This is a genomic window from Lacinutrix sp. (genome assembly GCF_029238095.1).
In the GTDB taxonomy this organism is placed as follows: Bacteria; Bacteroidota; Bacteroidia; order Flavobacteriales; family Flavobacteriaceae; genus Lacinutrix.
Genome location: NZ_JAQWGS010000013.1, coordinates 14223 through 40609 on the forward strand (window position 1 = coordinate 14223; position 26387 = coordinate 40609).

23 protein-coding genes and 1 pseudogene are annotated in these 26387 nt (G+C 31.9%); 14 read left to right on the forward strand and 10 right to left on the reverse strand.

The window, feature by feature from the left end:
• Positions 1-7 precede the first annotated feature (7 nt).
• Positions 8-970 (reverse strand): electron transfer flavoprotein subunit alpha/FixB family protein, encoded by a 963-nt coding sequence (locus tag P8H50_RS04220; RefSeq protein WP_300205934.1) that lies wholly within the window; start codon positions 968-970, stop codon positions 8-10.
• A gap of 79 nt (positions 971-1049) precedes the next feature.
• Positions 1050-1796, reverse strand: a complete 747-nt coding sequence (locus P8H50_RS04225; RefSeq protein WP_300205936.1) for an electron transfer flavoprotein subunit beta/FixA family protein — start codon at positions 1794-1796, stop codon at positions 1050-1052.
• A 209-nt stretch (positions 1797-2005) separates the two neighbouring features.
• Between P8H50_RS04225 and P8H50_RS04230 the strand changes: the two genes are divergently transcribed.
• The 3 genes from P8H50_RS04230 to P8H50_RS04240 all read left to right on the forward strand — a co-directional run bounded on the left by P8H50_RS04230 (position 2006) and on the right by P8H50_RS04240 (position 6711).
• Complete coding sequence (locus P8H50_RS04230; protein WP_300205938.1) at positions 2006-2983, forward strand: pyruvate dehydrogenase complex E1 component subunit beta; 978 nt, start codon at positions 2006-2008, stop codon at positions 2981-2983.
• Between the two features lie 73 nt (positions 2984-3056).
• On the forward strand, positions 3057-5555 hold the full coding sequence (locus P8H50_RS04235; RefSeq protein WP_300205940.1) for a DUF5686 and carboxypeptidase-like regulatory domain-containing protein: 2499 nt from the start codon (positions 3057-3059) through the stop codon (positions 5553-5555).
• 91 nt (positions 5556-5646) lie between these two features.
• Entirely contained in the window at positions 5647-6711 is a 1065-nt protein-coding gene (locus P8H50_RS04240) for an Omp28-related outer membrane protein (RefSeq protein ID WP_300205942.1), read from the forward strand.
• Between the two features lie 63 nt (positions 6712-6774).
• Here the strand turns inward: P8H50_RS04240 and P8H50_RS04245 are convergent, their stop codons facing one another.
• Positions 6775-9234, reverse strand: coding sequence for a T9SS type A sorting domain-containing protein (locus P8H50_RS04245; protein WP_300205944.1), 2460 nt, complete (start codon positions 9232-9234; stop codon positions 6775-6777).
• Between the two features lie 96 nt (positions 9235-9330).
• Positions 9331-10959 carry an L-glutamate gamma-semialdehyde dehydrogenase gene (gene pruA / locus P8H50_RS04250; RefSeq protein ID WP_300205946.1) on the reverse strand — a complete coding sequence of 543 codons (1629 nt, stop codon included), beginning with the start codon at positions 10957-10959 and terminating at the stop codon, positions 9331-9333.
• Positions 10960-11092: 133 nt separating this feature from the next.
• Here pruA and P8H50_RS04255 point away from each other — a divergent pair, with 133 nt between their 5' ends.
• Together P8H50_RS04255 and P8H50_RS04260 are read left to right on the forward strand one after the other, a co-directional pair.
• Complete coding sequence (locus P8H50_RS04255) at positions 11093-11815, forward strand: NRDE family protein (RefSeq protein ID WP_300205948.1); 723 nt, start codon at positions 11093-11095, stop codon at positions 11813-11815.
• Positions 11808-12803, forward strand: a complete 996-nt coding sequence (locus P8H50_RS04260) for a DUF6695 family protein (RefSeq protein WP_300205950.1) — start codon at positions 11808-11810, stop codon at positions 12801-12803. Before P8H50_RS04255 ends, P8H50_RS04260 begins: the two co-directional genes overlap by 8 nt.
• Here the strand turns inward: P8H50_RS04260 and apaG are convergent.
• From apaG to P8H50_RS04275, 3 genes are all read right to left on the reverse strand, one after another.
• Entirely contained in the window at positions 12800-13186 is a 387-nt protein-coding gene (gene apaG / locus P8H50_RS04265; protein ID WP_300205953.1) for a Co2+/Mg2+ efflux protein ApaG, read from the reverse strand. The two genes, P8H50_RS04260 and apaG, sit on opposite strands and share 4 nt — an antisense overlap.
• A 95-nt stretch (positions 13187-13281) precedes the next feature.
• Complete coding sequence (locus P8H50_RS04270; RefSeq protein ID WP_300205955.1) at positions 13282-14526, reverse strand: type IX secretion system plug protein domain-containing protein; 1245 nt, start codon at positions 14524-14526, stop codon at positions 13282-13284.
• Positions 14527-14569: 43 nt separating this feature from the next.
• A complete protein-coding gene (locus tag P8H50_RS04275; protein WP_300205957.1) occupies positions 14570-15826 on the reverse strand; it encodes a DUF5103 domain-containing protein in 1257 nt (418 codons plus the stop codon).
• Positions 15827-16007: 181 nt separating this feature from the next.
• On the opposite strand from P8H50_RS04275, the gene P8H50_RS04280 reads away from it, so the two are divergent.
• From P8H50_RS04280 to P8H50_RS04320, 9 genes are all read left to right on the forward strand, one after another.
• Positions 16008-17363, forward strand: coding sequence for a Na(+)-translocating NADH-quinone reductase subunit A (locus tag P8H50_RS04280; protein WP_300205959.1), 1356 nt, complete (start codon positions 16008-16010; stop codon positions 17361-17363).
• Positions 17363-18640, forward strand: coding sequence for an NADH:ubiquinone reductase (Na(+)-transporting) subunit B (locus P8H50_RS04285; RefSeq protein ID WP_300205961.1), 1278 nt, complete (start codon positions 17363-17365; stop codon positions 18638-18640). The genes P8H50_RS04280 and P8H50_RS04285 overlap by 1 nt, the downstream gene beginning before the upstream one ends.
• 2 nt (positions 18641-18642) lie before the next feature.
• Positions 18643-19452 (forward strand): Na(+)-translocating NADH-quinone reductase subunit C, encoded by an 810-nt coding sequence (locus P8H50_RS04290; RefSeq protein ID WP_300205963.1) that lies wholly within the window; start codon positions 18643-18645, stop codon positions 19450-19452.
• A gap of 1 nt (position 19453) precedes the next feature.
• Complete coding sequence (locus P8H50_RS04295) at positions 19454-20098, forward strand: NADH:ubiquinone reductase (Na(+)-transporting) subunit D (protein ID WP_300205965.1); 645 nt, start codon at positions 19454-19456, stop codon at positions 20096-20098.
• A 62-nt stretch (positions 20099-20160) separates the two neighbouring features.
• Positions 20161-20895, forward strand: coding sequence for an NADH:ubiquinone reductase (Na(+)-transporting) subunit E (nqrE, locus tag P8H50_RS04300; protein ID WP_300205967.1), 735 nt, complete (start codon positions 20161-20163; stop codon positions 20893-20895).
• Position 20896: 1 nt separating this feature from the next.
• Entirely contained in the window at positions 20897-22210 is a 1314-nt protein-coding gene (gene nqrF / locus P8H50_RS04305) for an NADH:ubiquinone reductase (Na(+)-transporting) subunit F (protein WP_300205969.1), read from the forward strand.
• A 192-nt stretch (positions 22211-22402) separates the two neighbouring features.
• Positions 22403-22720, forward strand: coding sequence for a DUF4846 domain-containing protein (locus P8H50_RS04310; RefSeq protein WP_300206001.1), 318 nt, complete (start codon positions 22403-22405; stop codon positions 22718-22720).
• A gap of 66 nt (positions 22721-22786) precedes the next feature.
• Positions 22787-23164 carry a Na(+)-translocating NADH-quinone reductase subunit F gene (locus P8H50_RS04315; RefSeq protein WP_300205971.1) on the forward strand — a complete coding sequence of 126 codons (378 nt, stop codon included), beginning with the start codon at positions 22787-22789 and terminating at the stop codon, positions 23162-23164.
• 61 nt (positions 23165-23225) lie between these two features.
• Positions 23226-24200: an FAD:protein FMN transferase gene (locus P8H50_RS04320; protein WP_300205973.1), complete on the forward strand. Its 975-nt coding sequence runs from the start codon at positions 23226-23228 to the stop codon at positions 24198-24200.
• Between the two features lie 147 nt (positions 24201-24347).
• Here the strand turns inward: P8H50_RS04320 and P8H50_RS04325 are convergent.
• From P8H50_RS04325 to map, 3 genes and pseudogenes are all read right to left on the reverse strand, one after another.
• A pseudogene (locus P8H50_RS04325) lies at positions 24348-24530 on the reverse strand (DUF423 domain-containing protein); the annotation flags it as partial.
• Between the two features lie 51 nt (positions 24531-24581).
• Entirely contained in the window at positions 24582-25346 is a 765-nt protein-coding gene (locus P8H50_RS04330) for a class I SAM-dependent methyltransferase (RefSeq protein WP_300205975.1), read from the reverse strand.
• A 210-nt stretch (positions 25347-25556) separates the two neighbouring features.
• The gene (map, locus tag P8H50_RS04335; protein WP_300205977.1) at positions 25557-26375 is read right to left on the reverse strand and encodes a type I methionyl aminopeptidase; all 819 of its coding nucleotides are present in this window, start codon (positions 26373-26375) and stop codon (positions 25557-25559) included.
• Positions 26376-26387: the final 12 nt, after the last annotated feature.

The following is a 26387-nucleotide window of genomic DNA, read 5'->3' on the forward strand; positions in this document are numbered from 1 at the left end:
TAAAAAATTAAGCGTTTGCCACTTTAAATGCTTTTAATTTTTCGATAAGTGTTGGTACTACTTCAAAAGCATCACCTACAACTCCATAGTCTGCAGCTTTAAAGAAAGGTGCTTCAGGATCTGTATTAATAACTACTTTTACTTTACTAGCGTTAATTCCAGCTAAATGCTGAATGGCTCCAGAAATACCAATAGCAATATATAAATTAGAGGCTACAGGTTTTCCTGTTTGTCCTACGTGTTCACTATGTGGTCTCCAGCCTAAATCACTTACTGGTTTAGAACAGGCTGTTGCTGCTCCAAGAACTTCGGCTAACTCTTCTATCATTCCCCAATTCTCTGGACCTTTTAATCCACGACCTGCTGATACTACTGTTTCTGCATCTGCAATGGTTACTTTGTCTGTAGCTTTGTCAACAGATTGTACACTAACTCCAGATTCCGGAATTGATGGAGAAAAATCTTCAGATGTAGCACTTGCACTGTTTTCAACTAAACCAAAGGCATTGTTAGAAACACCAACTATTTTTACATCTGTATTTATAGTCGTCATGTTAAATGCTTTATTTGTAAATGCCGTACGTTTTACTGTAAAAGGCGCAGTATTTGATGGTGCTTCTACAACATTTGGAGCATAACCAGCATGGAGTCCTACTGCTAAAATAGGTGCTAAATATTTGCTATCTGCACTTTGGCTAATGACAACTACTTTTGCGCCTTCTTGTTCTGCTGCTTGTTTTATTACTTCAGCATAAGATTTTGCATTAAATTTTTCTAAAGTCGAATTAGATACATTTAGTACTTTATCTACACCGTAATTTCCTAATTCACTTGTGTTTGCTGCATTAACTGTTACAGCAGTAACAGTAGTTCCTAGTTGGTTGGCTACTGCTTTTGCATAAGAAGCAACCTCTAAGGCTGTTTTCTTAAATTTTCCGTTTTCTGATTCTGTATATACTAAAACTGACATAATATTTTTTATAAATATAAATTTCAAAAACTAAATTACTAAACACGACCTGTTAGAATTTGTATTTGAGATTTGGTTATTAAATTACCTTTGCTTCGTTATGAAGTAAGTTTATTAGCTCGTCTAAATTTCCTGCATCTACTAAAGTAACTGAGCCTTTTGGAGCTGGCTTTTTAAATTCTATAGAAGCAGTTTCTGTCTCAGCATCTGTAGCTTCAACAATTGTTAAAGGTTTTTTACGAGCCATCATAATACCTCTCATGTTAGGAATGCGTAAATCGCTTTCTTCTACTAACCCTTTTTGTCCACCAATAACTAAAGGTAAACTTGTAGTAACTGTTTCTTTTCCGCCATCAATTTCTCTTATTGCTGTTGCATTTGTGCCTTCAATATCTAGGCTAATACAATTAGTTACAAAGTTTGCTCCTATTAATTCTGAAAGCATTCCAGGTACCATAGCGCCATTATAATCTATAGACTCACGTCCAGCAATTACTAAATCATATCCACCATCTTGTACTACTTTTGCTAATTCTTTAGCGACTTGAAAGCCATCTTTAGCTTCGGCATTTACTCTAATAGCAGCATCTGCACCAATAGCTAAAGCTTTACGTAAAGTGGGTTCTGTTTCTACTCCACCAACATTAACAACATCTAAACTTGCACCTTGTTTTTCTTTAAACCACATAGCACGTGTTAAACCAAACTCATCGTTAGGGTTAATTACAAATTGTACACCATTAGTGTCGAATTTAGAATCTCCATCTGTAAAATTAATTTTCGATGTAGTATCTGGAACATGGCTAATACACACTAAAATTTTCATATATATTATTATTTAATTAAGACTATTTTTTTTGAGAAGCGATTAACTATAACGATATCGTATAATTTGTAATTGCGGCTTCAGTTTTCAGGTTACGAAGATAATTATTTTATTTCAAAAAATACTATGCACGCATAGTAAATTTTAAATAAATTCTTCTGTATTAGTTTAGAGATATTCTTATTTTTGTTTTCAATTTTATAAAGAATATGAAGACAATTCAATTTAGAGAAGCTATATGTGAAGCCATGAGTGAAGAAATGCGTAGAGATGAAAGCATTTATTTAATGGGTGAGGAAGTAGCAGAATATAATGGTGCTTATAAAGCATCTAAAGGGATGCTAGATGAGTTTGGTGCTAAGCGCGTTATAGATACTCCAATTGCAGAACTAGGATTTGCAGGTATAGCTATTGGTTCTACTATGACTGGTAATAGACCTATTGTAGAATACATGACTTTTAATTTCTCATTAGTTGGTATTGATCAAATAATAAACAATGCGGCAAAAATTAGACAAATGTCTGGTGGGCAATTTAAATGTCCAATTGTTTTTCGCGGTCCAACAGCTTCTGCTGGTCAGTTAGCAGCTACACACTCTCAAGCTTTCGAAAGCTGGTTTGCTAACACGCCTGGTTTAAAAGTGGTTGTGCCCTCAAATCCTTATGATGCTAAAGGATTATTAAAATCTGCAATACGCGATGACGATCCTGTAATTTTTATGGAAAGTGAACAAATGTATGGCGATAAAGGAGAAGTGCCAGAGGGCGAATACACAATACCTTTAGGAGTAGCAGAAATTAAAAGAGAAGGAACAGATGTAACTATTGTTTCTTTTGGTAAAATTATTAAAGAAGCCTATAAAGCAGCAGACGAGCTTGCAAAAGAAGGTGTTTCTTGTGAAATAATTGATTTAAGAACAGTTAGACCTTTGGATAAAGAAGCGATTTTAAAATCGGTTAAAAAAACAAACCGTTTGGTGGTTTTAGAAGAAGCGTGGCCTTTTGGAAACGTGTCTACAGACATAACTTACATGGTACAAGCCGAGGCTTTCGATTATTTAGATGCTCCTGTAGTAAAAATTAATACAGCAGATACTCCTGCACCATATTCACCAGTATTATTAGCAGAATGGTTACCAGATTATACAGAGGTAATTAAAGCAGTTAAAAAGGTGATGTATAAATAAAAACAACAAATTTTTTTTATCAAACTTCATTAGCACAATTGTTGATGAAGTTTTTTGTTTATATTCGACTCCTATGAAAAAGTACTTATTGTTAATATTATTTTTTGTTTGTATCTCTACATTAGCTCAAACTAAAGTTAGTGGTCATGTGTACGACGATGCAAACGACCCAGTTCCTTATGTTAATATTTATTTTGAAGGCACAAGCATTGGAACCTCCACAGATGAGAATGGTACTTATTACATAGAAGATGATGAAACGCACGAAACCATAGTTTATTCTTTTGTTGGTTTCCAAACACAAAAAGTAAAGTTAACTCAAAAAGTAAATTATAAGTTTAATGTGGTGCTTAAAGAAGATGCTGCTACGCTTGATGAAGTAGTTCTTGTAAGTGGAAAGCAACCAAAGAAAAATAATCCAGCAATAGATATACTACGTAAAATATGGGCTAATAAAAGAAGTAATGGATTAAAACAGTACAAACAATACCAGTACGATAAGTATGAAAAAGTTGAGTTCGATTTAAATACTATTGATAGCGCAACAATAAATAGTAAATTATTTCGAGGTATGGAATTTGTTTTCGAACAAGTAGATACTTCTAAGGTTACAGGTAAAACCTATTTACCAATGTTTATAAACGAGTCTTCAGCTCAAGTATATGGTGATAATGTTATAAACGAAAAACGCGAGATTTTAAAAGGAAACAAAAATTCCGGATTTAGTAATAACCAAGTTATTATAGATTTTGTTGACGATTTATACAGCGATTACGATGTGTATAATAACTATTTAAAGTTTTTCGATAAGAGTTTTACTAGTCCAATTTCTAGAACAGGAATCCAAACGTATAACTATGTACTAGCAGATAGTGCATACATAGATAATAAATGGTGTTATAATATTATTTATTATCCAAGACGTAAAAACGAATTAACTTTTAAAGGCGATTTTTGGGTTGCAGATTCTACTTATGCAATTAAGGAAATTAATATGCAAGCCTCAAAAAGTGCAAATATTAATTGGGTTAAAGAAATATATATAGAGCAAGAGTTCGATGTTTTAAACGATTCTACTTTTTTAATAAAACGAGACTATTTTATGTCTGATTTTGCTTTTAATAAAAAAGAAAAGTCCCAAGGTATTTATGGAAAACGTACTACTTTGTACAACAACTACAAGTTTAATGAAAAGAAAGAGCCTAAATTTTATAAACAGAAGACGTATAGTTTTGATGAAGATCTTTACAATCAAGATGATGCCTTTTGGGATAAAAACAGAATGGAATCTTTAAGTAAAGATGAAAAAGGCGTATATGTGATGCTAGATTCTTTAAAGAAAACTAAAAAGTTTAAACGACTCTATAATTTAGGAAGTATTTTGGCCTCTGGTTACATAGAGTTCGATGAGCTAAATCTAGATTATGGACCTATTTTTTCAACCTTTGGATATAATGAAGTAGAAGGTGTACGATTACGTGGAGGTGGTAGAACCTACTTTGGTCAGAACGATTTATGGCGTTTAGAAGGATTTGTTGCTTATGGTTTTAAAGACGATAAATTTAAATATGGCATATCTGGTAAATGGTTGATTGATAAGAAAAGTAGATTAATTATCTCTGGAGGAAATAGAAGAGATGTAGAGCAAATAGGCGCAAGCTTAACAAGTTCTACAGATGTTTTAGGACGAAGTTTTGCATCTTCATCTGTTGCCAATACTGGAATTAATGACAAGTTAACCAGTGTTAATTTAACAACAGCAGCTATAGAACTAGAACCTATGCGTAATTTTATAACACGCTTAAGTGGTACTTATAAAACGCTTGAATCTGCTTCACCAACTTTTAGCTTAGACTACTTTACAGATGCAACACAAACCACAACAGAATCAGAAGTTAAGCAATATGAAACAGCTTTATCTTTGTCGTATTTTCCAAAACGAGAAATGACAGGTTTTGGTGTTGAACGTAGAACTAAAAACGATGATTTTGCAAGACTTTTTGCTCAAGTTACAGTTGGAGTTCCAAATCTTTTTAATAGTGATTTCGATTATAAAAAACTTCAATTCTCTTACTATCAACCATGGGCTTTAGGGAGTTTGGGCCGTTTAACTACTAGCATAGAAGTAGGTAAAACATATGGCGAAATTCCGTTAGGTTTAATGAGTGTTGTGCCAGGAAACCAAAGTTATTTTTCAATTTACAACACGTTTTCTAACCTAGATTTCTATGAGTTTGTTACAGATGAATATGCAACACTTCATGTAGAACATAATTTTAATGGACGCTTATTTTCAAGAATACCGTTGCTTAAAAAATATAATCTAAGAGCCATAGTAGGTTTTAGAGGTGTAATGGGCAACGTATCTCAACAAAATAGAGATATTAATGCTTCTGGTTTAACTTATGTATCACCTAATAAAGAAGCGTATTATGAATACAGTTTAGGTGTTGGAAATATTTTTAAAGTCTTTAGAATAGACTTTAATTTTAGAGGCAATTATCTAGATCCTATTGTAAATCCAGATGCTAGAAAATTTGGAGTCACTGGTAGTTTTGGGTTTTATTTTTAAACATAATTTTAAAGCTTATATAAAAAAAGGCTTCCATTAAGGAAGCCTTTTTTAATGCCTATTATTTTAGTTGTAATGAATTAAAAAGAAGTTGGCTGTAATCTCTAACCCTTACACTTTTAATACTGTTGGGTCTTATAATGTTACTGCTACAAGTGGAAGTCTTACAAACTCTACAACCATAACAGTAGAGGAGGTTCCTACACCATCTTCTATTACAATGACAACTAATACCAATGCTTTTTGGTACGATACTGAAGGTGCTACTTTTGTAGTTACAGATAATTTAGGTAACAATTTAACTGGTTTAGCAACTTATACTGCTGAGTCTGGAACACTTAACAATCCTGCTACATTCTCTAGTGCTGGTGTTTATAATGCTTATGCTACTTATACATTACCAGATGGTAGTACATTAACTTCTAATACAGTTGAATTAAATGCTGTAGCTTCTACTCACACAACTAAAGTAATGATTGAAGACTATACAGGAACTTGGTGTGGTTATTGTCCAAGAGTTGCTTCTGCTCTAGAAGATGCAGTGAATCAAAATGGTAACATAATTCCTGTTGCTATTCATGATGATAACCAAATGTTATTTCCATACGCTAATCAGATGGAAAATACTTTTGGAGTTAACGGTTTTCCTACAGCTAAAATCAATAGAACATCAACTTGGAATGAAAATTTTAACCAATTAACTGCTTATATTAATACAAGACAAAACATGGGATTAGCAATAAATTCTTCTCTTTCTGGGAATACAATTTCTGCTGAGGTAAAAGTGCACTATGATTTAAAAGTAAATTCTCAAAACAGAATAGTTGTATATCTATTAGAGAATGGTTTAGTGTATAATCAAGTAAATTATTATAATGGAGATTCTTCTAGTCCTTGGTACCAAACAGGTAACCCAATTGTTGGTTTTGTTCATGATCTTGTAGCACGTACTGTGTTTACAGATGTTTTTGGAGATGCTATTCCTGCTGCTAATACAGAAACAGGAAGTACTTATACTGCTAATTATACTTTAACAGTTCCTGGAAGTGTTCAAAACACTGATAATTTAGAGTTAGTTGCTTTTGTAGTTGGTCCAGATAATAAAGCATTAAATATTCAAAAAGCAGATTTAGGAGAAAATAAAGATTTCGACTAATAATTGTTTTTAATTAAATAAAATGGCTACCATTTGGAAGCCATTTTTGTTAGGTATAATTTGTTATTGCTTAATTATTTTTGTTCGAAAAGTATAATTTTCGTTAGTTTTAATATTTAAAATGTAAATACCTGAGGCTATATTAAGAGTAATTTGTGCTTCCTTATTAATGTTTTGTTGAGAGTTATAAACTACTTTTCCAGTAATGTCCACAATAGAAACATTAGCATTATTAATTAAAGAAGAACTTAACAGTGTTAGTGTATTGTTAAAAGGATTGTTTTTAACTTTAATAAAATTAGAATCAAAAAATTCAGTATTTAAAGTATTGTCTTCAATAATTTCACTCAAAGCAAAGTTTACGTTTTGTTGAGTTAGTGTTACATGAGGCTCATTATTATCTGGCATATACCAGTTTACAAATGGTGTTTGCGAATTGGTTGTTGTTGTAGCATCCCAAGGTGTGTCACCATTTCCTAAATTTATATTTTGAAACCAATCTAAATTTGGGTTTGTACTCAAAGCCATTGCGCTAACAGTAGGAATAAAGTTAAAATAATCTGTAGATAGAGCTGCAAAAAAGGCGTCAATAGTTGGATCTGTTCCAACCATTCCAGCGGCTAATGCGCCTAAATCGAATAATCCGCCAGGTGCTGCATCTATTCCATCAGAAAAGGAAAAAGCTTTAGAATCTGGTTCAGCATGAATATCACAAAAGCATAAAAATGGCGCATCAATCCAAATATCATCAATTTTAATAGTTTGATTTGCATAAGGTGTAAACCAAGTATCAAAATAAGCATCGGTTAAGAAGGCAACACTTGGTAAAAAAGCATCAATAACTTTATCGCCAGGATCTAAATCATTTCCATTTTTATCTTGGTAAGGATTACCAATACCGCTTCCATTAATTAAAGAAACATTTCGTGTCGTTTCTGGAAAACCAGAAGTGGTAAGACTATTAATTCCACTAAAAAAAGTAACCGAATAGTCATGAGCTACTGGTAATAAGATGCTAGAGTCAAACTCTGCAATTTCTCCATTTTCTAGATGAGGTTCAAAATGATCTGTAAGCATCTGTCTTGCTGCTGGAGATTTTAGCATGCCATCTACAATTGGTCTTACAGCTTCAAGACTAAAATCGCCTACCCAAGTATCTAAACCGTAACCTAAATAATTAAATAAATGTTGGAAACCTATTGGCACATTTGCGCCTAAATGAGGAGAATCGAAAGATAACCACAAACGCGTTTCGTGCGTTAAGCTATTCGCTTCCATATAATTTAAAGCATAGCGAGAAATTAGCCCTCCCATACTTGGTCCAATAATAACATTTTCTTCGCTACCTGTTTTTTGAGAATTAATAAGGTTTATTATATCAACAACACTAAAAGCGTTACGTTCTATAAAATCTGCGCCTCCATCTACAAGTGTACTGCCTGGATAATCTAAAGTATCTATAACTGTATCTCCGTTAACATCTGTTGAATTAGATAAAGATTGTAATGTACCATTAGAAAGTAAAAAGTACGTTGGAAAGTTAATTAATACAACATCAAAATCATCGTCATTTCTAACTTTATCAGCGAGGTTTTCAGTAGTTCCATTATTATCAAAATCTAGTAAACTATAAAGGCCAGCTATATTTCTACTATCACTTGGGTCGAAACCATCAATAATAAAAATAGGTTTATCTAAGACGTTGTCTGCTCCTAAAAACACTTCATATTCTGCTAATCCTGCATGTGATGTTGCTCCAGAATATGCGGTTAAATTGGGAACAATTGAAGATGTAATTTCCGAAGATGTCATTCTATTAGCTAAAGCAATATCTTTTCTCGAAGCCTCAATAATAATACTTGAATGTCTTGTTATAATGTCTCCATTAGATAATTCTATAATAAAAGTAATATTCTTTTTACCTTCTGTTGTGTAGTTTATATTTATAGGAGTGTTAGAAGCTAAAGCGATCAACCCATTACCATCATTAAAATTTGCTTGTATTGAGACAATATCTATAGATGTGTTATTTACATAAAAATCATCATTTAAAATATAAGATGTTTCTAATCCTCTTTTGGTAGATGTTAGTGGACTAATAAGTGTTGAAGTGTTATAATTAAATATGTAGTTAGAATTTACACGTTCTACTTTTTTGTTTTTAAGAATAACATCATTTCTATTTAAACTTTCTTTATTTAATGTTTCGTATTCTACATGCATTAACCCAATACTAATAGTTTTAGAATAATTTATAGGTTGATTAAAACGTTGTAAGTTTTTAAAGTTGTCAAATAATCCGTTGTTGTCATTGTTTGCGAACTCTTTATATTGCTGTAAAAACCCATACATTGTGTAGGTGTCACTATTTTTTGCAATAGAAGATAACGGACTTACATTTTTAATGAAGAGGTTGGTTTTTAAATCTGAAAAATCAAAATTTGAATAATCTAATGGTTTAAATTCTTGAGCAAAACTTGAAGCAGAAAGAAGTATAATAAATAAAGAGTAGATTTTTTTCATAATTTCTGTAAAATTTAACATTACAATATACTAAAATTAATGCACAAAAAAATCCAAAGCTAAAGGCTTTGGATTTGTATTTTTAAAGCAAAAAATTTATTCTCCTAAAAAAGGATATCTATAGTCTGTAGGTGTTACAAATGTTTCTTTAATCATTCTTGGTGAAACCCAACGCTGTAAGTTTAAAATACTTCCTGCTTTATCGTTAGTTCCAGAGCCTCGAGCGCCTCCAAATGGTTGTTGTCCTACAACAGCACCTGTAGGTTTGTCGTTAATATAAAAGTTTCCGGCACAATTTTGTAATGCTTTTGTTGCTTCTAATATTGCATATCTATCTTGAGCTAAAATAGCACCTGTTAATGCGTAATCACTTGTTTCATCAACTAATTTTAATGTTTTAGAGAAATCTTTATCATCAAAAACATAAATTGTAATTACTGGTCCAAATAATTCGTCGCACATGGTAGTGTATTTTGGATCATCAGTTACAATAACTGTAGGTTCAATAAAATACCCTTTAGTTTTATCGTAGTTTCCACCTACAATAATTTCTGTATTTTTATCTGCTTTTGCTTTGTCAATATAATTTGCTAGTTTATTAAAAGAACCTTCGTGTATAACTGCAGTAATAAAATTTTCCATATCTGCTGGTGATCCCATTTTAAAAGATTTTACATCTTTTACTAATTGCTCTTTAACATCATTCCATATACTTTTAGAAATATAAGCTCTAGAAGCAGCACTACATTTTTGTCCTTGAAATTCAAATGCTCCACGAGCAATTGCTGTTGCTACTTGTGTTGGGTTTGCTGTTTTATGGGCAACAATAAAATCTTTACCACCAGTTTCACCTACAATTTTTGGATATGTTTTATAGTTATGGATGTTATTTCCAATTTGTTTCCAAAGTTCTTTAAATATATAAGTAGATCCTGTAAAATGTAATCCAGAAAAATCTGGACTTGCTAACACAACATCTGTAATCATTTTTGGATCACCAAAAACAACGTTTATTACACCTGGAGGTACTCCAGCTTCTTCAAAAACATCCATGATTACTTTTGCAGAATAAATTTGAGAGTCACTTGGTTTCCAAACCACAACATTTCCCATCATTGCCATGCAAGATGGTAAGTTTCCAGCAATAGCTGTAAAGTTAAAAGGTGAAACAGCATAAACAAAACCTTCTAGAGGCCTGTATTCTAGTCTGTTCCATGCGTCACTTGTGCTTTCAGGTTGTTCATGAAACATATCTGTCATGTACTGCACATTAAAACGTAAAAAGTCTATAAGTTCGCAAGACGCATCAATTTCTGCTTGGTGTATGGTTTTAGACTGTGCCATCATAGTAGCTGCATTTATTCGAGCTCTGTATGGTCCAGCAATTAATTCAGCTGCTTTTAAAAAGATTCCTGCTCTGTGTTCCCATGGCATGTTTGCCCAATTTTCTTTAGCTGCTAATGCAGTAGAAATAGCTTCATCAACATGAGATTTTTCTGCTAAATGGTAGTGGCCAACCACGTGTTTATGATCGTGTGGAGGCGACATAGGTTTTGTGTTTCCAGTTGAGACCTCTTTACCATTAATGTACATTGGCACGTCTAAAACGTTATTATACATGTCTTGGTATGCTTTAGAAATTGCTTCGCGATGTTCGCATCCAGGAGCATAAGCTCTTACAGGCTCGTTTACCGCAATAGGTACATTAAAAAATCCTTTTCCCATTTTATTTGTTGTTTATAGTTGTAGAAATTAAAGTGCAAACTTACGAAATTTTTATAGATTTTATACTGAAGGAAATGTCAAACAATTCTTAATTTTTTGTAAGTTGCCATTCCTTTTTCTGACTATTTACCTTATGTGTACAGTAAGTATTTTTTATAAAGAAAACAACGATTTTGTTTTAACTTCTAACAGAGACGAAGCGCCTAACCGTAAGGCGTTATCTCCTGCTATTTATACTATTAATGAAACAGAATTAGTGATGCCAAAAGACGAGGAGTCTGGTGGAAGTTGGATAGGTGCAAGTAATAAGAATAGAGTGGTTTGCTTATTAAATGGTGGATTTAAAGCTCATGAAAGACAAGAAAAATATAGACAAAGTCGTGGAGTTGTAGTTACAGATATATTGGCTTTAAAAAACATAAACGATGCTCAATCGTATAATTACAGTGCTATTGAACCTTTTACTTTAGTTGTTGCAGATTGGAATGCTAGTTTAAATTTCTATGAAATTGTTTGGGATGGATTACAGGCTCATTTTAACCTATTAGAGCTGACAAATCATATTTGGTCTTCTTCAACTTTATATACAGAGAAAAAAAAAGAAGCAAGACGCGAATGGTTTAGAGACTTTAAATCTAGCAATAAGTTATCTCCAGATTCACTTTTAAAGTTCCATAAAACAGCAGGTAAAGATAATGCAGATTATGGTGTTATCATGGATCGCGGTTTTGTAAAAACAACGAGTATTACTCAAATAGAAAAAACGGGAGAAACAATAGAAATAAAATTTCTAAATCTTAAAACACAAGAAACTTCCATTCAAACATTAAATTTTTCTGAATTAATAAATGAGTAATTCTGCATTCATTTTAACTTTGGCTTATCCAGATACTATTGTGTCTCATGCTAAAGAATGGTATTCTCCGTATTTACGTTTTGTAGGTGTTGGAAATAAAACAAGTGTGCGTGCTGGACATGCTGCTCTGGTTTTAATTAATAGAGATACTGAAATTTTAGAATATCATGATTTTGGTCGCTATATCACTTCAGAGCCTAATGGCAGAGTTCGTGGAATGCATACAGATAACGAGCTTCAGTTTCCTTTTAAGGCAAAAATTAAAGACAATAAGATTTTAAATTTAGAACGCATATTAAAATTTTTGGCAACCCATCCAAAAATAACACATGGAGACGGAAGGTTGGTTGCTTCGGTTTGTAATAAAATAAACTACGATTTAGCAAGAACGCATATTTCTAAAATGCAAGCACGTGAATTTATTTATTACGCAGCTTTTAAGAAGGAGGCTTGTAATTGTGCACGTTTTGTAACAGATAGCTTAATTGCTTCGGTTACTGATAGTAAAATAAAAAAAGCACTACTAAACTCTAAATGGTTTACGCCAAGCACAGTTGGTAATGTTTTATTGGCTAATACAGGAGATCATCCTTTTGAAGTTTCAGATCAAGGTGTGATTAAGGAGTATAAGGGTTCTCAAAAAAGTGAAAATTTAAAATGTTATCTAGACCGATTAAAAGGTTACAAACCTAATTACGAAGGCACGATTAAGCCTAAAAAAGTGGAAGGGCTTCATGAAAATGCACAGTGGCTCTCTGGTATTGCGGCTGGTGCTTGGTATGAGATTTACATTACAGAAATTAGGCACGAATATCGCTATAAACGTATTTCACCTTATGGAAATATAGATTGCGATGCTATTTATATTGTAGAAGATTCTAGTTTTGAATTTGAGGAACATTACAAAGTTATTCATTATTCAAACTGCCATTTCTTTCATGTAAAGCAGAATAATAAAGTATTTAGGTTTAATAGAAAAGGAGTTTAATTTATTGCAAAAGGAGCACTTAATTTAAAAGTAGGAATTGTTACATTAAACTTTTTTGTGGTGGTAAAATTCACCATACTGTAATAACCTTGCATTGCTCCAAAAGGAGAGGTGAGCAAACATCCAGAAGAATAGGTGTGAGATTCTCCAGGTTTTAAAACAGGTTTTTTTCCAATAACGCCTTCTCCAGAAACGGTTTCGATAGCATTAAGTGCATCAAAAATTGTCCAATGTCTAGCATTGAGCTGTACCGAGTCTTTGCTCTGGTTCTCTATGGTGACTTTGTATCCAAAGGCAAAATGTATTTTATAGTTTTTATAAAATGTGCCTTCAAAATTAGTGACTACAGAAATTTTTATGCCTCTTGTTACTTGTTGAACCATTTTTTTATTAAATTCTATGCTAAAGTACTAATATTACATTAATTATCACAACAAAGTATGCCAATTACAGAGTGTTTTAACTAATCTTTAATAATTTAGTTTGTAATATCTACAGAATTTCCTTCGCCATAACCAATTATTCTATCGTATCTCGCGCCTAAATCTCTGTAATATACTAAAACTTTATAGTTGTTTTCGGTTTGCCAAAAATTACCATTTATGGCGTTTTCATCTATGCTGCCGTCTTTATTTTTTATAACATACTTATAGCTGTAAAATCCTTGTTTTAAAAGTAGTTTGCCCTCGTAAGTGCTCTCGTCGTCGAAGTAGGTTAGTTTAGTTGTATTGTCTACAGCATAATTATTAAAATTACCATAAACATGTACAGTTTGTCCTTTGCTTAATTTGTTGAGTTCTAAAGTAAAATGTACTTGCGCATAGTCTGCTCCAATTTTAGGATTGTCTGTATCTAAAGCCGTAATTAAAAAGTTGCCATTAATATCTGGATTATAAGTGTAATCTCTATTTGCACGTAATATGTTTCTATATAAATAACTGTTGTAAAGTTCTTTTAATTCTATAAACTGTACACCAATATTTGCACCTCTTATGTCTTTATTCTCAAAATTCAGGTATTCGTTTCCTGCATAAAAACTAGTTTCTTTAGTGTAGCGATATTGTAATTCGTTACCTAGAATATATTGAGGCTTAACGTTTTTAATAGCAGTTCTTAAATTATTATTTTGAATAATAACTGTTTTTATAGTTTGTAATGGATTGTTAAATCTTAGAATTGAAGAGTTAATAGCAATGTCTACAGATTGTTTTTCTTTAATATCACTTACATCTCTAGAGCGTTTAATAGCAACACCAACACTTGCAATATCCTCGTAAACCATAAATTTTCTTGTAAACTCAATGTCGTCATCTTCATTATAAACGGTAATAATATAGTTTCCAGATTTTGTTATTGCTCGTGTTTGTTCGTTAGGAATTGTTAAGGTAAAATGTGAATAGATTTGATAGGTATTAAATGAATTGTCCCAAGTTCTAATACGTTGTTCGTTAAAGCCTTGTAAATATTCAGATTGCACTAAAACCGAAGGTGTCCAGTCGTAATTATAATGTTTTATCTCATAGTAATAATCGTCTTCATTTCCATTTAAAACATCAAATTCTAAAACAAGGTATTCTCCGAGTCTTAAAATAGGGAGCTGACTCTCAGGTGTGTCGCCTTTAAAAGTTATGGTTTTAATATTTTCGGCAGGATTTATTTCTTCAACTTGACCGAAAGTGTGCAATGAAAATAATATTGTTATAATAGAAAAAAATACTCGCATATGTTATCAGCTTTATTGTTTTAATATTAATTCTGGTGTCTTATTAGTTTGTAATATTTGTAGAAGATACTTCACTAAAGCCAACAACTTTATCGTATCTAGCACCTAAGTCTCTATAATAAACTATAACTTTATAATTATTTTCTGTTTGCCAAAAATCGCCACTTATAGAGCCATGGTCTAAAGTGCCGTCTTTTTTTAAAATAACATATTGATAATTGTAGAAACCTTGTTTTAGTTTTAACATTGTTATGTAATTTTTACTTTCCTCATCAAAAAACAATTCATTTTCTTCCTCTGTAGCATAGTTGTTATAGTTTCCGTAAACAAATATGCGTTCATCTGGTTGAATTTTAGGAATATTAAGAGCAAAATGTACATTAATATAATCTGCCTCAACATTAATGTCATCTGCATCTACTGCAGTTATTTTAAAACGGCCATTAATATCTGGAGCCCAAGTATAATCTAAGCTAGCACGACTGGTATCGACTCTAAGATAACTATTGTTTAGGTCTTTAAGTTCTGTGGTTTCAACACCATTTAGTGCTGCTCTTGGGTTTTTTGTTTCAAAAAAAAGAAATTCGTTACCACCTTTAAATGCGGTTTCTTTTGTATATCTATAAATTAACTTGTCTCCCACTACATATTGCGGTTTTAAGTTTTTTATAGCTGTATTATAATTTCTATTTTGAATAATTGTGGTGTTAATTGTTTGTGTTGGATTATTGAATTTTAGAGCTCCTGAAATTTCAATATCTACAGTTTGCATTTTATCAATTTTTGTTACATCTCTAGAGCGTTTTACATCTAGTTTAATATCCACTTTATCCTCATAAATAATAAATTTTCTGGTAAATACAATATTGTCTTCCTCGTCTCTAATGGTTATTAAATAATTACCAGTTAATTTTATTTGTCTTGTCTGCGCATTTGGGAATTCTAGTCTATAATGCGAATAAAGTTGAAACGTATTAAAAGAATTACGCCAATTTAGAATTCTTAAATTATCTAAACCTAAAAGAAATTCAGGTTTAGCAAGATCAGACTCTGTCCAATTATAGTTATAATGTTCTAAAGTGTAATAGAAATCTGGCTCATCTTCAACCAAAGCATCAAACTCAAGATAAAATGGGTCGTTTAGTTTAATAATTGGTATTTCACCTTGTTCGCTATTATTGCTTTTAAAAGTTATCGTTTTTATATAATCTGGAGGATTAACTTCTTCGATTTGACTGTATAAAAAAAATGAAAATGAAATTATAAGACAAAATAAAAAATGTTTAACGTAAGTTCTCATTTAAAAGGGTTTTAGTTATGTAAAGATAAACAAAATTCATGCCTATTTTGGAACTTCAAAATAACTACCCAAAAATCTATTGAATTATTGTGAAATTTGTTTAATTAATTCGTATTTTTGCACCGATTTTTTGTGTTCATAAAATCACATTACTAAACTATTAACAAATAGATTTATACACATGTCAAACGACATTAAGATTAAAAAAGGTCTAAATATAAAACTAAAAGGTGCTGCAGAAAAGGTGACTGAAAATGCCATTGTAAGCAATACTTATACCGTTAGACCAGAAGATTTTCACAGTGTAATTCCAAAATTATCAGTAAAAGTTGGAGAAAAAGTAAAGGCTGGTCAAGCTTTATTTTTCAATAAAAACAACGAAAACGTAAAATTTGCTTCGCCAGTTTCTGGAGAGGTTGTTGAGATTGCTCGTGGTGAAAAACGTAGAATACTTTCAGTTAAAATTCAGGCTGACAAAGAACAATCTTATCAAGATTTTGGAGCTTTAAAAGTGGATTCGGCTAAGGCAGAAGACATTAAAGAAACATTATTAGCTTCAGGTTGTTGGGCTTTTGTAAAGCAACGTCCTTATGATGTTATTGCAAATCCAGAAGTTGTGCCAAAAGCTATTTTCATTTCTGGCTATGCTAGTGCTCCTTTGGCAGCAGATTTAGACTATGTTTTAGCTGGGAAAGAAGCAGAGCTGCAAGCTGCAGTTTCGGCTCTGGCAAAATTAACCAAAGGTCAGGTTCATGTAGGTATTGGTAAAAACGGAACTTCACCATTAGCAGGATTATCTAATGTTTCAATGCACAAGGTATCTGGTCCACATCCAGCAGGTAATGTTGGGACGCTAATAAATAAAATAAATCCAGTTAACAAAGGTGAAACGGTTTGGACTGTTGCTGCTCAAGACTTGGTAATTATTGGTGAGTTATTATTAACAGGAAAGTTTAATGCAGAGCGATTAGTTGCATTTGCTGGTTCCTCAGTTAAGAAACCACGTTATTTTAGAACAAAAATAGGAAGCGAAATTGCAACAATTGTTTATGATAATGGTGTAGACAAAGATGGAAACGATAGAATTATTTCTGGAAATGTCTTAACAGGAACACAGGTAAAACCAGATGGTAATCTAGATTATTACAGTAACGTAATAACTGTAATTCCAGAAGGTGATGATTATGAGTTTTTTGGATGGAATAAGCCAGTTTTTAATAAGGTGTCAACCTCTAGAGCATTAACGTTTTCTTGGTTAACACCAAAGAAAGAATATGCTTTAAATACTAATACAAATGGTGAACATCGTGCTTTTGTTCTAACAGGATCTTACGAACAAGTGTTTCCATTAGATATTTTTCCGCTTCAAATTTTAAAGGCTTGTATGTATCAAGATTTAGATGAAATGGAAGCTTTAGGGATGTACGAAGTTGCACCAGAAGATTTCGCCTTAACAGAATTTGTTTGTGTGTCTAAACAACCACACCAAGATATTATTAGAAAAGGTTTAGACTTAATGCTAAAAGAGATAGGATAATGGGTTTAAAAAGTAATTTACACAATTTAAAAGAGAAGTATAAAGGTACTAAAATGGCTCCTGCATTTAATGCAATCCATACCTTTTTATACTTGCCAAATGAGACAACACACAACGGAACTCACATTAAAGCAGCTGATGACTTAAAACGTACCATGAATATTGTTATTATGGCAATGGTACCATGTTTAATCTTTGGTATGTTTAATGCAGGTTACCAGCACTATTCAGCAATAGACGCAGCAAATGGTATTATAAGAGAAGTTTCTGTTTTAGGAAATTTTTTAACATGGGATAATTTTATTATTGGTGCTTGGACAGTTTTACCATTAGTAATTGTTTCTTATGGAGTTGGACTTATAGTAGAATTTATTTTTGCAGTAATTAAAGGTCATGAAGTAGAAGAAGGTTACTTAGTAACAGGAATGTTAGTACCATTAATAGTACCTGTAGATATTCCTTTATGGATGTTAGCTGTTGCAGTCGTTTTTGGTGTAGTAATAGGTAAAGAGGTTTTTGGAGGAACAGGAATGAATATTTTAAATCCTGCATTAACAATACGTGCTTTCTTATTTTTTGCATATCCAACATGGATGTCTGGTGATAAAGTTTGGGTACACAAAGCTACAGAAATGGCTGGAAGTCCAGATGCAATCTCTGGAGAAACAATGTTAGGGTATTATGCAAAAGCAGGGCAGAACTTAACTGTTGAAGGTGCTAATGGTGCTTCAGATGTAGTAACAACTTATGGTGATAGAGCTGCAGAGTTATACTCAATGAGCGATATGTTTTTTGGATTCATTCCAGGATCGATTGGTGAGACTTCAAAACTATTAATTTTAGTAGGAGCAGGATTACTAATCTTTTCTAAGGTTGGTAGTTGGAGAATTATCCTAAGTACTTTAATTGGTGCATTAACTATGGGATTAATATTTAATGGTGTTGTTTCTGCAGAATGGATTGGAGAATCAAGTAAGTTTTATGGATTAATGAATTTGCCATTTTGGCAACATTTAATTGTTGGTAGTATACTTTTTGGTGCTGTTTACATGGCTACAGATCCGGTAACTGCTTCTCAAACTAATAAAGGCAAATGGATTTATGGATTTTTAATTGGTTTCATCTCTATAATGATACGTGTATTTAATCCAGCTTATCCGGAAGGCGTATTTTTAGCAATCTTATTAATGAACGTCTTTGCACCAACTATTGATCACTACGTGATTCAAGGTAATGTTAAACGCAGAATGAAACGTTTAAAAGTTAAAACAACATAATTATGGCAATCAATACAGATAAAAATTCTTACACAATATTTTTTGCAATTGCAATGGTAGTAGTTGTAGGTTCTTTATTAGCGTTTACAGCATCTACATTAAGACCTAATATTGATGAAAATAAAAGAATGGAAAAGCAACAGAATATTCTGTATGCTATGGGTATAAATGCTAACGAAGGCTCAGGAGATATTAACTTTATTTCTACAGATAAAGTAGCAGAAGCTTTTACTAATAATGTTTTAGAACAAATTGTTTTAGAAGTAAAAGACGGTAATGTTTTAAAAGAATTTTCTCGTGATGAATTCATGAATTCTAAAGCTCAAGGTGCTGGAAAAGAACCTTATCTAATAGACGTTAAAAAGGAACAAACAAAAGCTAAAAATGGTGAGTCAAGGTTTTTACCATTATTCAAAGGTTCTCAAAACGGAAAAACAGTTTATGTAGCAGCAGTTAGAGGTAAAGGGCTTTGGGATGCCATTTGGGGATATATAGCTTTAGATGAAAGCATGGTTGTTCAAGGTGCGTTTTTCGATCATGCAGGAGAAACACCAGGCTTAGGAGCAAACATAAAACAGCGTTACTTTATGGATGATTTTAAAGGTGAGAAGTTATTAACAGAAGAAGGTGTTTTTAAAGGTATTAAAGTAGCAAAAGGGAATAACGATCCAGTCAACAATGATAAAGACGACTATGAAGTAGATGCTTTAGCTGGAGCTACAATAACAGGAGATGGTGTATCTGCAATGATAAAAAATGATTTAAAATTGTATTTACCATACTTTAAAAATTTAAAAAATAATAACAACTAATATGGGACTACTTTCAAAAAAAGACTCAAAGTTAATAACAGATCCATTAGCAGATAATAACCCAATTACTATTCAAGTATTAGGGATTTGTTCTGCATTAGCAATTACAGCAGAGCTTAAAGCTTCTTTAGTAATGGGAATAGCTGTATTGTTTGTATTAGGAATAGGAAATGTAGTAATCTCTTTAATGAGAAACATTATTCCTTCAAAAATTAGAATTATTGTACAATTAATTGTAGTTGCAGCTTTAGTAATTATTGTTGATCAAGTATTAAAAGCTTTTGCATACGATTTGAGTAAAACACTTTCAGTATTTATTGGATTAATTATTACCAACTGTATTATTATGGGACGTTTTGAAGCTTTTGCTTTGGCAAACAAACCATGGCAATCGTTTTTAGATGGTATAGGAAATGCATTAGGTTATGCAGTTATCTTAATAATTGTTGGTTTTTTTAGAGAACTTTTAGGTTCTGGAACACTTTTCGGAGTTCCTGTATTAGGAGATCCAATTGAAAAAACAGGAGTATATGCTTTTGGTTATGAAAACAATGGCTTTATGTTAATGCCTCCAATGGCCTTAATAATTGTTGGATTAATAATTTGGGTACAACGTAGTAGAAATAAAGATTTAATCGAGGATTAAAATCCTCTTCAATTTTCTTTAATTTTAATTAAAAGAAATTTGAAGACGAAAATTATAAAAAAATGATAGAACATTTAGAATTATTTTTCAAGTCAATTTTTGTTGACAATATGGTGTTTGCCGTATTCTTGGGTATGTGTTCATACTTAGCTGTTTCTAAAAAAGTAGCAACAGCAGTTGGACTTGGAGCGGCTGTAATATTTGTACTAGCAATAACAGTACCTTTAAACTGGTTGTTAGACCAATACTTACTACAACCTGGAGCATTAGCTTGGTTAGATGGAAGCTCTAATGGAGAAGGTTTCTCTGGAATGGATTTAGGTTTCCTTTCCTTTATCATGTTTATTGCAACTATTGCAACCATGGTACAATTAGTTGAAATAGTAGTAGAAAAGTTTTCACCTTCATTATATAATTCTTTAGGTATTTTTTTACCTCTAATTGCTGTAAACTGTGCCATATTAGGAGGTTCACTGTTTATGCAATCTCGAGAAATAGAAACTTTAGGTTTGGCATTTAATTATGGTGTTTCTTCAGGAATAGGCTGGTTTTTAGCAATTCTAGCAATTGCAGCCATCAGAGAGAAAATTAGATACTCTAATGTACCAGCTCCTTTAAGAGGATTAGGAATCACATTTATCATTACAGGTTTAATGGGAATTGGGTTTTTAAGTTTTGGAGGCATGTTAACGGGTGGTGAAGAAGAGAAAAAACCAGTAGAACCAACAACACAAGTAGATACAATACAAACGGAAGAGGCTAATAAATTAGCAGAAAACACTAAAATAGCAGAGTAGTATGATTTTAGCAGCAGGAACATTAGGAACAGTATTAGCTACTGTAGCAGCGTTTTTACTAATAACATTAATATTAGTAAGTTTATTACTTTTTGTAAAACAAAAATTATCACCGTCTGGACCAGTAAAAATTACTATTAATGGTGAAAAAGAAATTGAAGTTGCTTCAGGTGGTACTTTATTATCAACATTAGGAAATAACAAAATTTTTTTACCATCGGCATGTGGTGGAGGTGGAACCTGTATACAATGTGAATGCCATGTTTTATCTGGAGGAGGAGAAGCACTTCCAACTGAAACACCTCACTTTTCAAGAAAAGAATTGGCTCATGGAGCACGTTTGTCTTGTCAAGTAAAAGTGAAACAAGACATGGAAATCACTATTCCAGAAGAAGTTTTTGGAATTAAAAAGTGGGAAGCAACAGTAGTTTCAAATTATAATGTTGCAACTTTTATTAAGGAATTCGTAGTAGAAATCCCAGAGGATATGAATTACAAAGCAGGTGGATATATTCAAATTGAAATACCAAACTGTGAAATAAAATATTCAGATATGGATATTACTGCTCACCCAGAAGACCATCCAGGAGAACCAAATAAGTTTGAGGCAGATTGGGATAAGTTCAACTTAAGACCTTTAGTTATGAAAAACGAAGAGTTAGTTGAGCGTGCTTATTCTATGGCTTCTTATCCTGCAGAAGGAAGAAGAATTATGCTTAACGTACGTGTAGCAACACCTCCTTTTGATAGAGCAAAAGGTGGATGGATGGATGTTAATCCTGGAGTAGCATCATCTTACATTTTTAATCAAAAAGAAGGTGATAAAGTTACTATTTCTGGACCATATGGAGAGTTCTTTATAAATGAATCAGATTCAGAAATGTTATATGTAGGAGGTGGAGCAGGTATGGCTCCAATGCGTTCTCATTTATACGAATTATTTAGAACCATTAAAACTGGTCGTAAAGTAACATATTGGTATGGAGGACGTTCTAAAGCAGAATTATTTTACATACATTACTTTAGAGCATTAGAGAAAGATTTTCCAAACTTTAAATTCTATTTAGCATTATCAGAACCTTTAGAAAGTGATAATTGGAAAGTTAAAAAAGATATTAATGATGAAGAAGGAGATGGTTTTGTAGGTTTTATACACAACTGTGTTATAGATAATTACCTTAGTCATCATGAAACTCCAGAAGATATAGAATTATATTTCTGTGGTCCACCTTTAATGAATCAAGCAGTTCAAAAAATGGGAGAAGACTTTGGTATTCCAGATGAGCATATAAGATTTGATGATTTTGGAGGATAGATTGATAATCTATTTCATATAAAAAAAATAATTTATTTTTAAATTAAAACCCAATACGAAAGTATTGGGTTTTTTACGTTTATTTGTTCAAATTGAATCTATTGTTTTTAAGATTTAATTCGTTTTTCTTTTTTAAGCATTCTTAATTAAAGACAAAAATTAAATATATGTGTATTACAAACGCATGCATCGATATATAATTATACTTTTTGGATATCGTTATCTCAAGAGTTGAAAACAATAACTTCAGTTAAAAATCTTAAGATAGGAGATGTATTAATTAAAGGTGGAAGTCCAGGACATATTGTAATTCTTGCAGACGAAGTTATAAACGATAGAGGAGAAAAACTTTTTCTATTATTTCAAGGTAATACACCAGCGCAAAGTGTGCATTTAGTTAAAAACCTTGAAGACACCTCTATTTCACCATGGTATAATTTAGAAATAGATGCAGTAATTCCTGTGTCTAACTATACGTTTTACGATTCTAAATTTGCAAGATTTAAATAACGCAAACTTTAATTACTTGTTAGAAAACTACTTTTTATTATTAAAACGCTTTCGTATTTTTGTACCATGAGCAAAGCATTAACACCACAAGAACTTCATAATCTAGCCATGAACCATGTTGGTAAAGATTTAGAAAAAAGAGGTTTCGAGTTTATAGCCATTAACAGCAAGTTAAAAAAGCATCCTCAATTTGTTTGTATGGATGCCAATAAGCAATACTTTTTTGTTATTGTTAAAGCAGTAAGACTTCCAGATAATGCAAATAATTACGATGTAGTTTGGATGGAATCTTTTAAAGAACATGCTAGAGAACACGATGCAAAAGTATTGTATGCAGGAGTAGGTTTAGGCAACCCAAATGGAGAGTCTTTACCTGTGTTTTTAAATGAAGAGTATTTAATAGAATATAATGGTATTCAAGTTTTAGAAACCAATTTAAATTAATATGTCATTTCGAGGACAAAAGACGTGGCAATCTTATACAATAAATGAATTTTATGTAAGTATGAATAAACTAATAATTCTATTTTTCTTCATTCTTTCAATTGTTTCGTGTAAGCAAGAGCCAACAAACACAAAACTCTCTGGACCTATTTTTGGTACTTTTTATGATATAACTTATGATTCAGAAGAGAATTACCAAAAGCAAATAGATAGTTTGTTTTTTATCATCAATAAATCGATGTCGAATTATCAAACGGACTCAGATATTTCAAAACTAAACAGAAACGAAGCTGTTAAAGTAGACAATCATTTTAAAACTGTTTTTAAGGCCGCAAAACAAATTTATAAAGATACAGAAGGTGTTTTTGATCCTACTATTGGTAAATTAGTAAACGCATGGAATTTTGGTTCAGAAGAAAACAAAACCGCTTTAGATAATGCAAAAGTTAATAGCCTAGTTAAATACGTTGGGCTAAACCGAGTTGGATTAGTAGATAACGCTGTTATAAAACCAAAAGAAGCATATATAGATTTTAATGCCATTGCTAAAGGCTATGCAGTAGATGTAATTAGCGAGTTTCTTGAGCGCAAAAACAGTAATAATTATATGGTAAATATTGGTGGAGAGTTGAGGTCTAAAGGCATAAATGTAGTAAAACAAAACGGTTGGACTGTTGGTATAGAAAACCCAAATTTTGATGGCTCTCAAAGTACAAATCTAATATTTGAGTTAAAAAATGAAGCTATGGCAACATCTGGTACTTATAGAAAATTTAAGCTAGACGATAATGGTAATAGATATGCTCACATTATTAATACAAAAACAGGTTATCCAACCAAAACAAATGTGTTAAGTGTATCTGTAATTGCAGATAATTGCATGTTGGCAGATGGTTATGCGACGGCTTTTCAAGCTATGGGAATAGAAAAAACTACTATTTTTTTAAAAAAGCATCCAGAACTAAAAGTATATCTTATTTTTGAAAACGAAATTAATGAACTCCAAACATTAGCTTTAAACCAATTCCCGCAATAGCTGTTTTTTCTATCTTAGAAGTTCAAACCTAGCATTTAGAAGTTATATCAAGTAAGTTATACAAGATTAATTAATATTTGTTAATCTTATTAGCACTTATGAAACCTGTTTTACTCTTATTTATTTTATTTTCTTTTTCACAATTTGGCCTAATGCAAAACACCAATATATAGAAGAATTTACAGAATTGGAGTTAAAACCTAAAACTAGCAATACAATAGCATGATACATTTGGTATTTTACACCAACTTCAAAACTATATAACTGTTCTTTAGTTAATATTTTCTTTAAGGCATGAGCGCCAAAGGCACCAAAAATAACTGAAAGCATCCCAAAAAATGCACCTGTAATAATTACAATTTGTGTTGTCAATAGTGTTGTTTATTTATAAACTAAAGGAATAATTTCACCTTCAGCTAAGCAATATTTTATAATATCTTCTTTTAAAAGTTTTGCAGTATAATCTACTTCATTTACTTTAAAACCAATATGTCTAAGTTTATTGAAATAATCTTTTCCATAAATGCGAACATGATCGTATTGTCCAAAAATTTTAGCACGTTCTTTTTTGTCGGTAATGCTATCATCTTCGAAGGTTATTTCACGTTCTAAATCTTGAGGTACTTGAAAAACACCATAACCTCCTGGTTTAAGAACGCGATATAGCTCTTGCATGGCTTTAGTATCGTCTGGAATGTGCTCTAAAACGTGATTACAAAAAATAACATCGTAACTATCATCTTTAAACGGAAGGTTACAAATATCTGCTTTTACATCTGCAATAGGAGAAAGTAGGTCTGTTGTAGTATAGTCTAAATTTTTAAGTGTTCTAAAACGTTTTAAAAAACATTGTTCTGGTGCAAAATGTAGTACTTTTTTTTCTGCTGAAAAGAAATCGGTTTCATTTTTTAAGTATAGCCACAAAAGTCTGTGTCGTTCTAAAGAAAGTGTTGAAGGCGATAACACATTACTACGTTGTTTGCCATAACCGTAAGATAAAAAACTTTTGAAACTTTTACCATCTATTGGGTCTGTAAATTTATCTCCTTTTAATATGAGAGCAAAAATAGGACTAACAATATAACTAAACCTTATTAATAAAGGTCTTGGAACGCTGTTAAGTATAAAGTTGAATATTCTTTTCAAGGTATTACCAATTTAAAAATTCTTTAAATTTATCTGTAGTCAGTATTTTATAGATTAAAAGACTACCAAAAATAACCTTTATTAAAGTTCCAATTGTTAACATTTCATTAGCATAAGGCCAGTGTTGGATTTTAAATAAAGTGCCTATTATCGAGAAAATAAAACCAAAAATAATAAATGCTAAAAGGTGTTTTATTGTCATAATAAAAATTAAAGCGTAATAGTTTTCTGCCTAAATTCATCTTCTTCATTAGAAACTATTCCTAAAGCATCATAGATGTAAGCAAATGTTGATAGTATTTCTGGTTTTCCATCTAAAATGGCAACGTCATGCTCAAAATGTGCACTAGGTTTGCCATCTTGAGTTGTTATAGTCCAACCATCTCTATGTTGTTTAATACGTTGTGTTCCTAAATTTATCATTGGTTCTATAGCAACAACCATACCTTCAATAAATTTTTTACCACGACCACGTTTGCCATAATTTGGCATCTCTGGATCTTCATGCATTACACGACCTAAACCATGTCCAACAAGTTCTCTTACAACTCCATAACCATGGTCTTCGCAATATTTCTGTATGGCATAACCAACATCACCAACACGATTTCCAACCTTTAATTCTTTTATACCAACGTAAAGAGACTCTTTAGTAACTTGTAATAATTTTTTAGTTTCAGTTGCTATTTCACCAACGGCAAAAGTATAAGCATGATCTCCATAAAAACCATGTTTTATGGCACCACAGTCTATAGATATAATGTCGCCTTCAACTAAAGGAGTGTTGTTTGGTATACCATGTACTACTTGAGAGTTTGGACTCATACAAAGCGTGTTAGGAAAATCATACAATCCTAAAAAACCTGGTATAGCATCTTGATCTCTAATACAAGCTTCGGCAATTTTGTCTAATTCTAATGAAGTTACACCAGGTTTAACAGCTTTTGCAACTTCACCTAACGTTTTAGAAACCACAAGTGCAGCTTCACGCATTAACTCTATTTCTTCTCTTGTTTTTACTATAATCATGTTCACAAAATA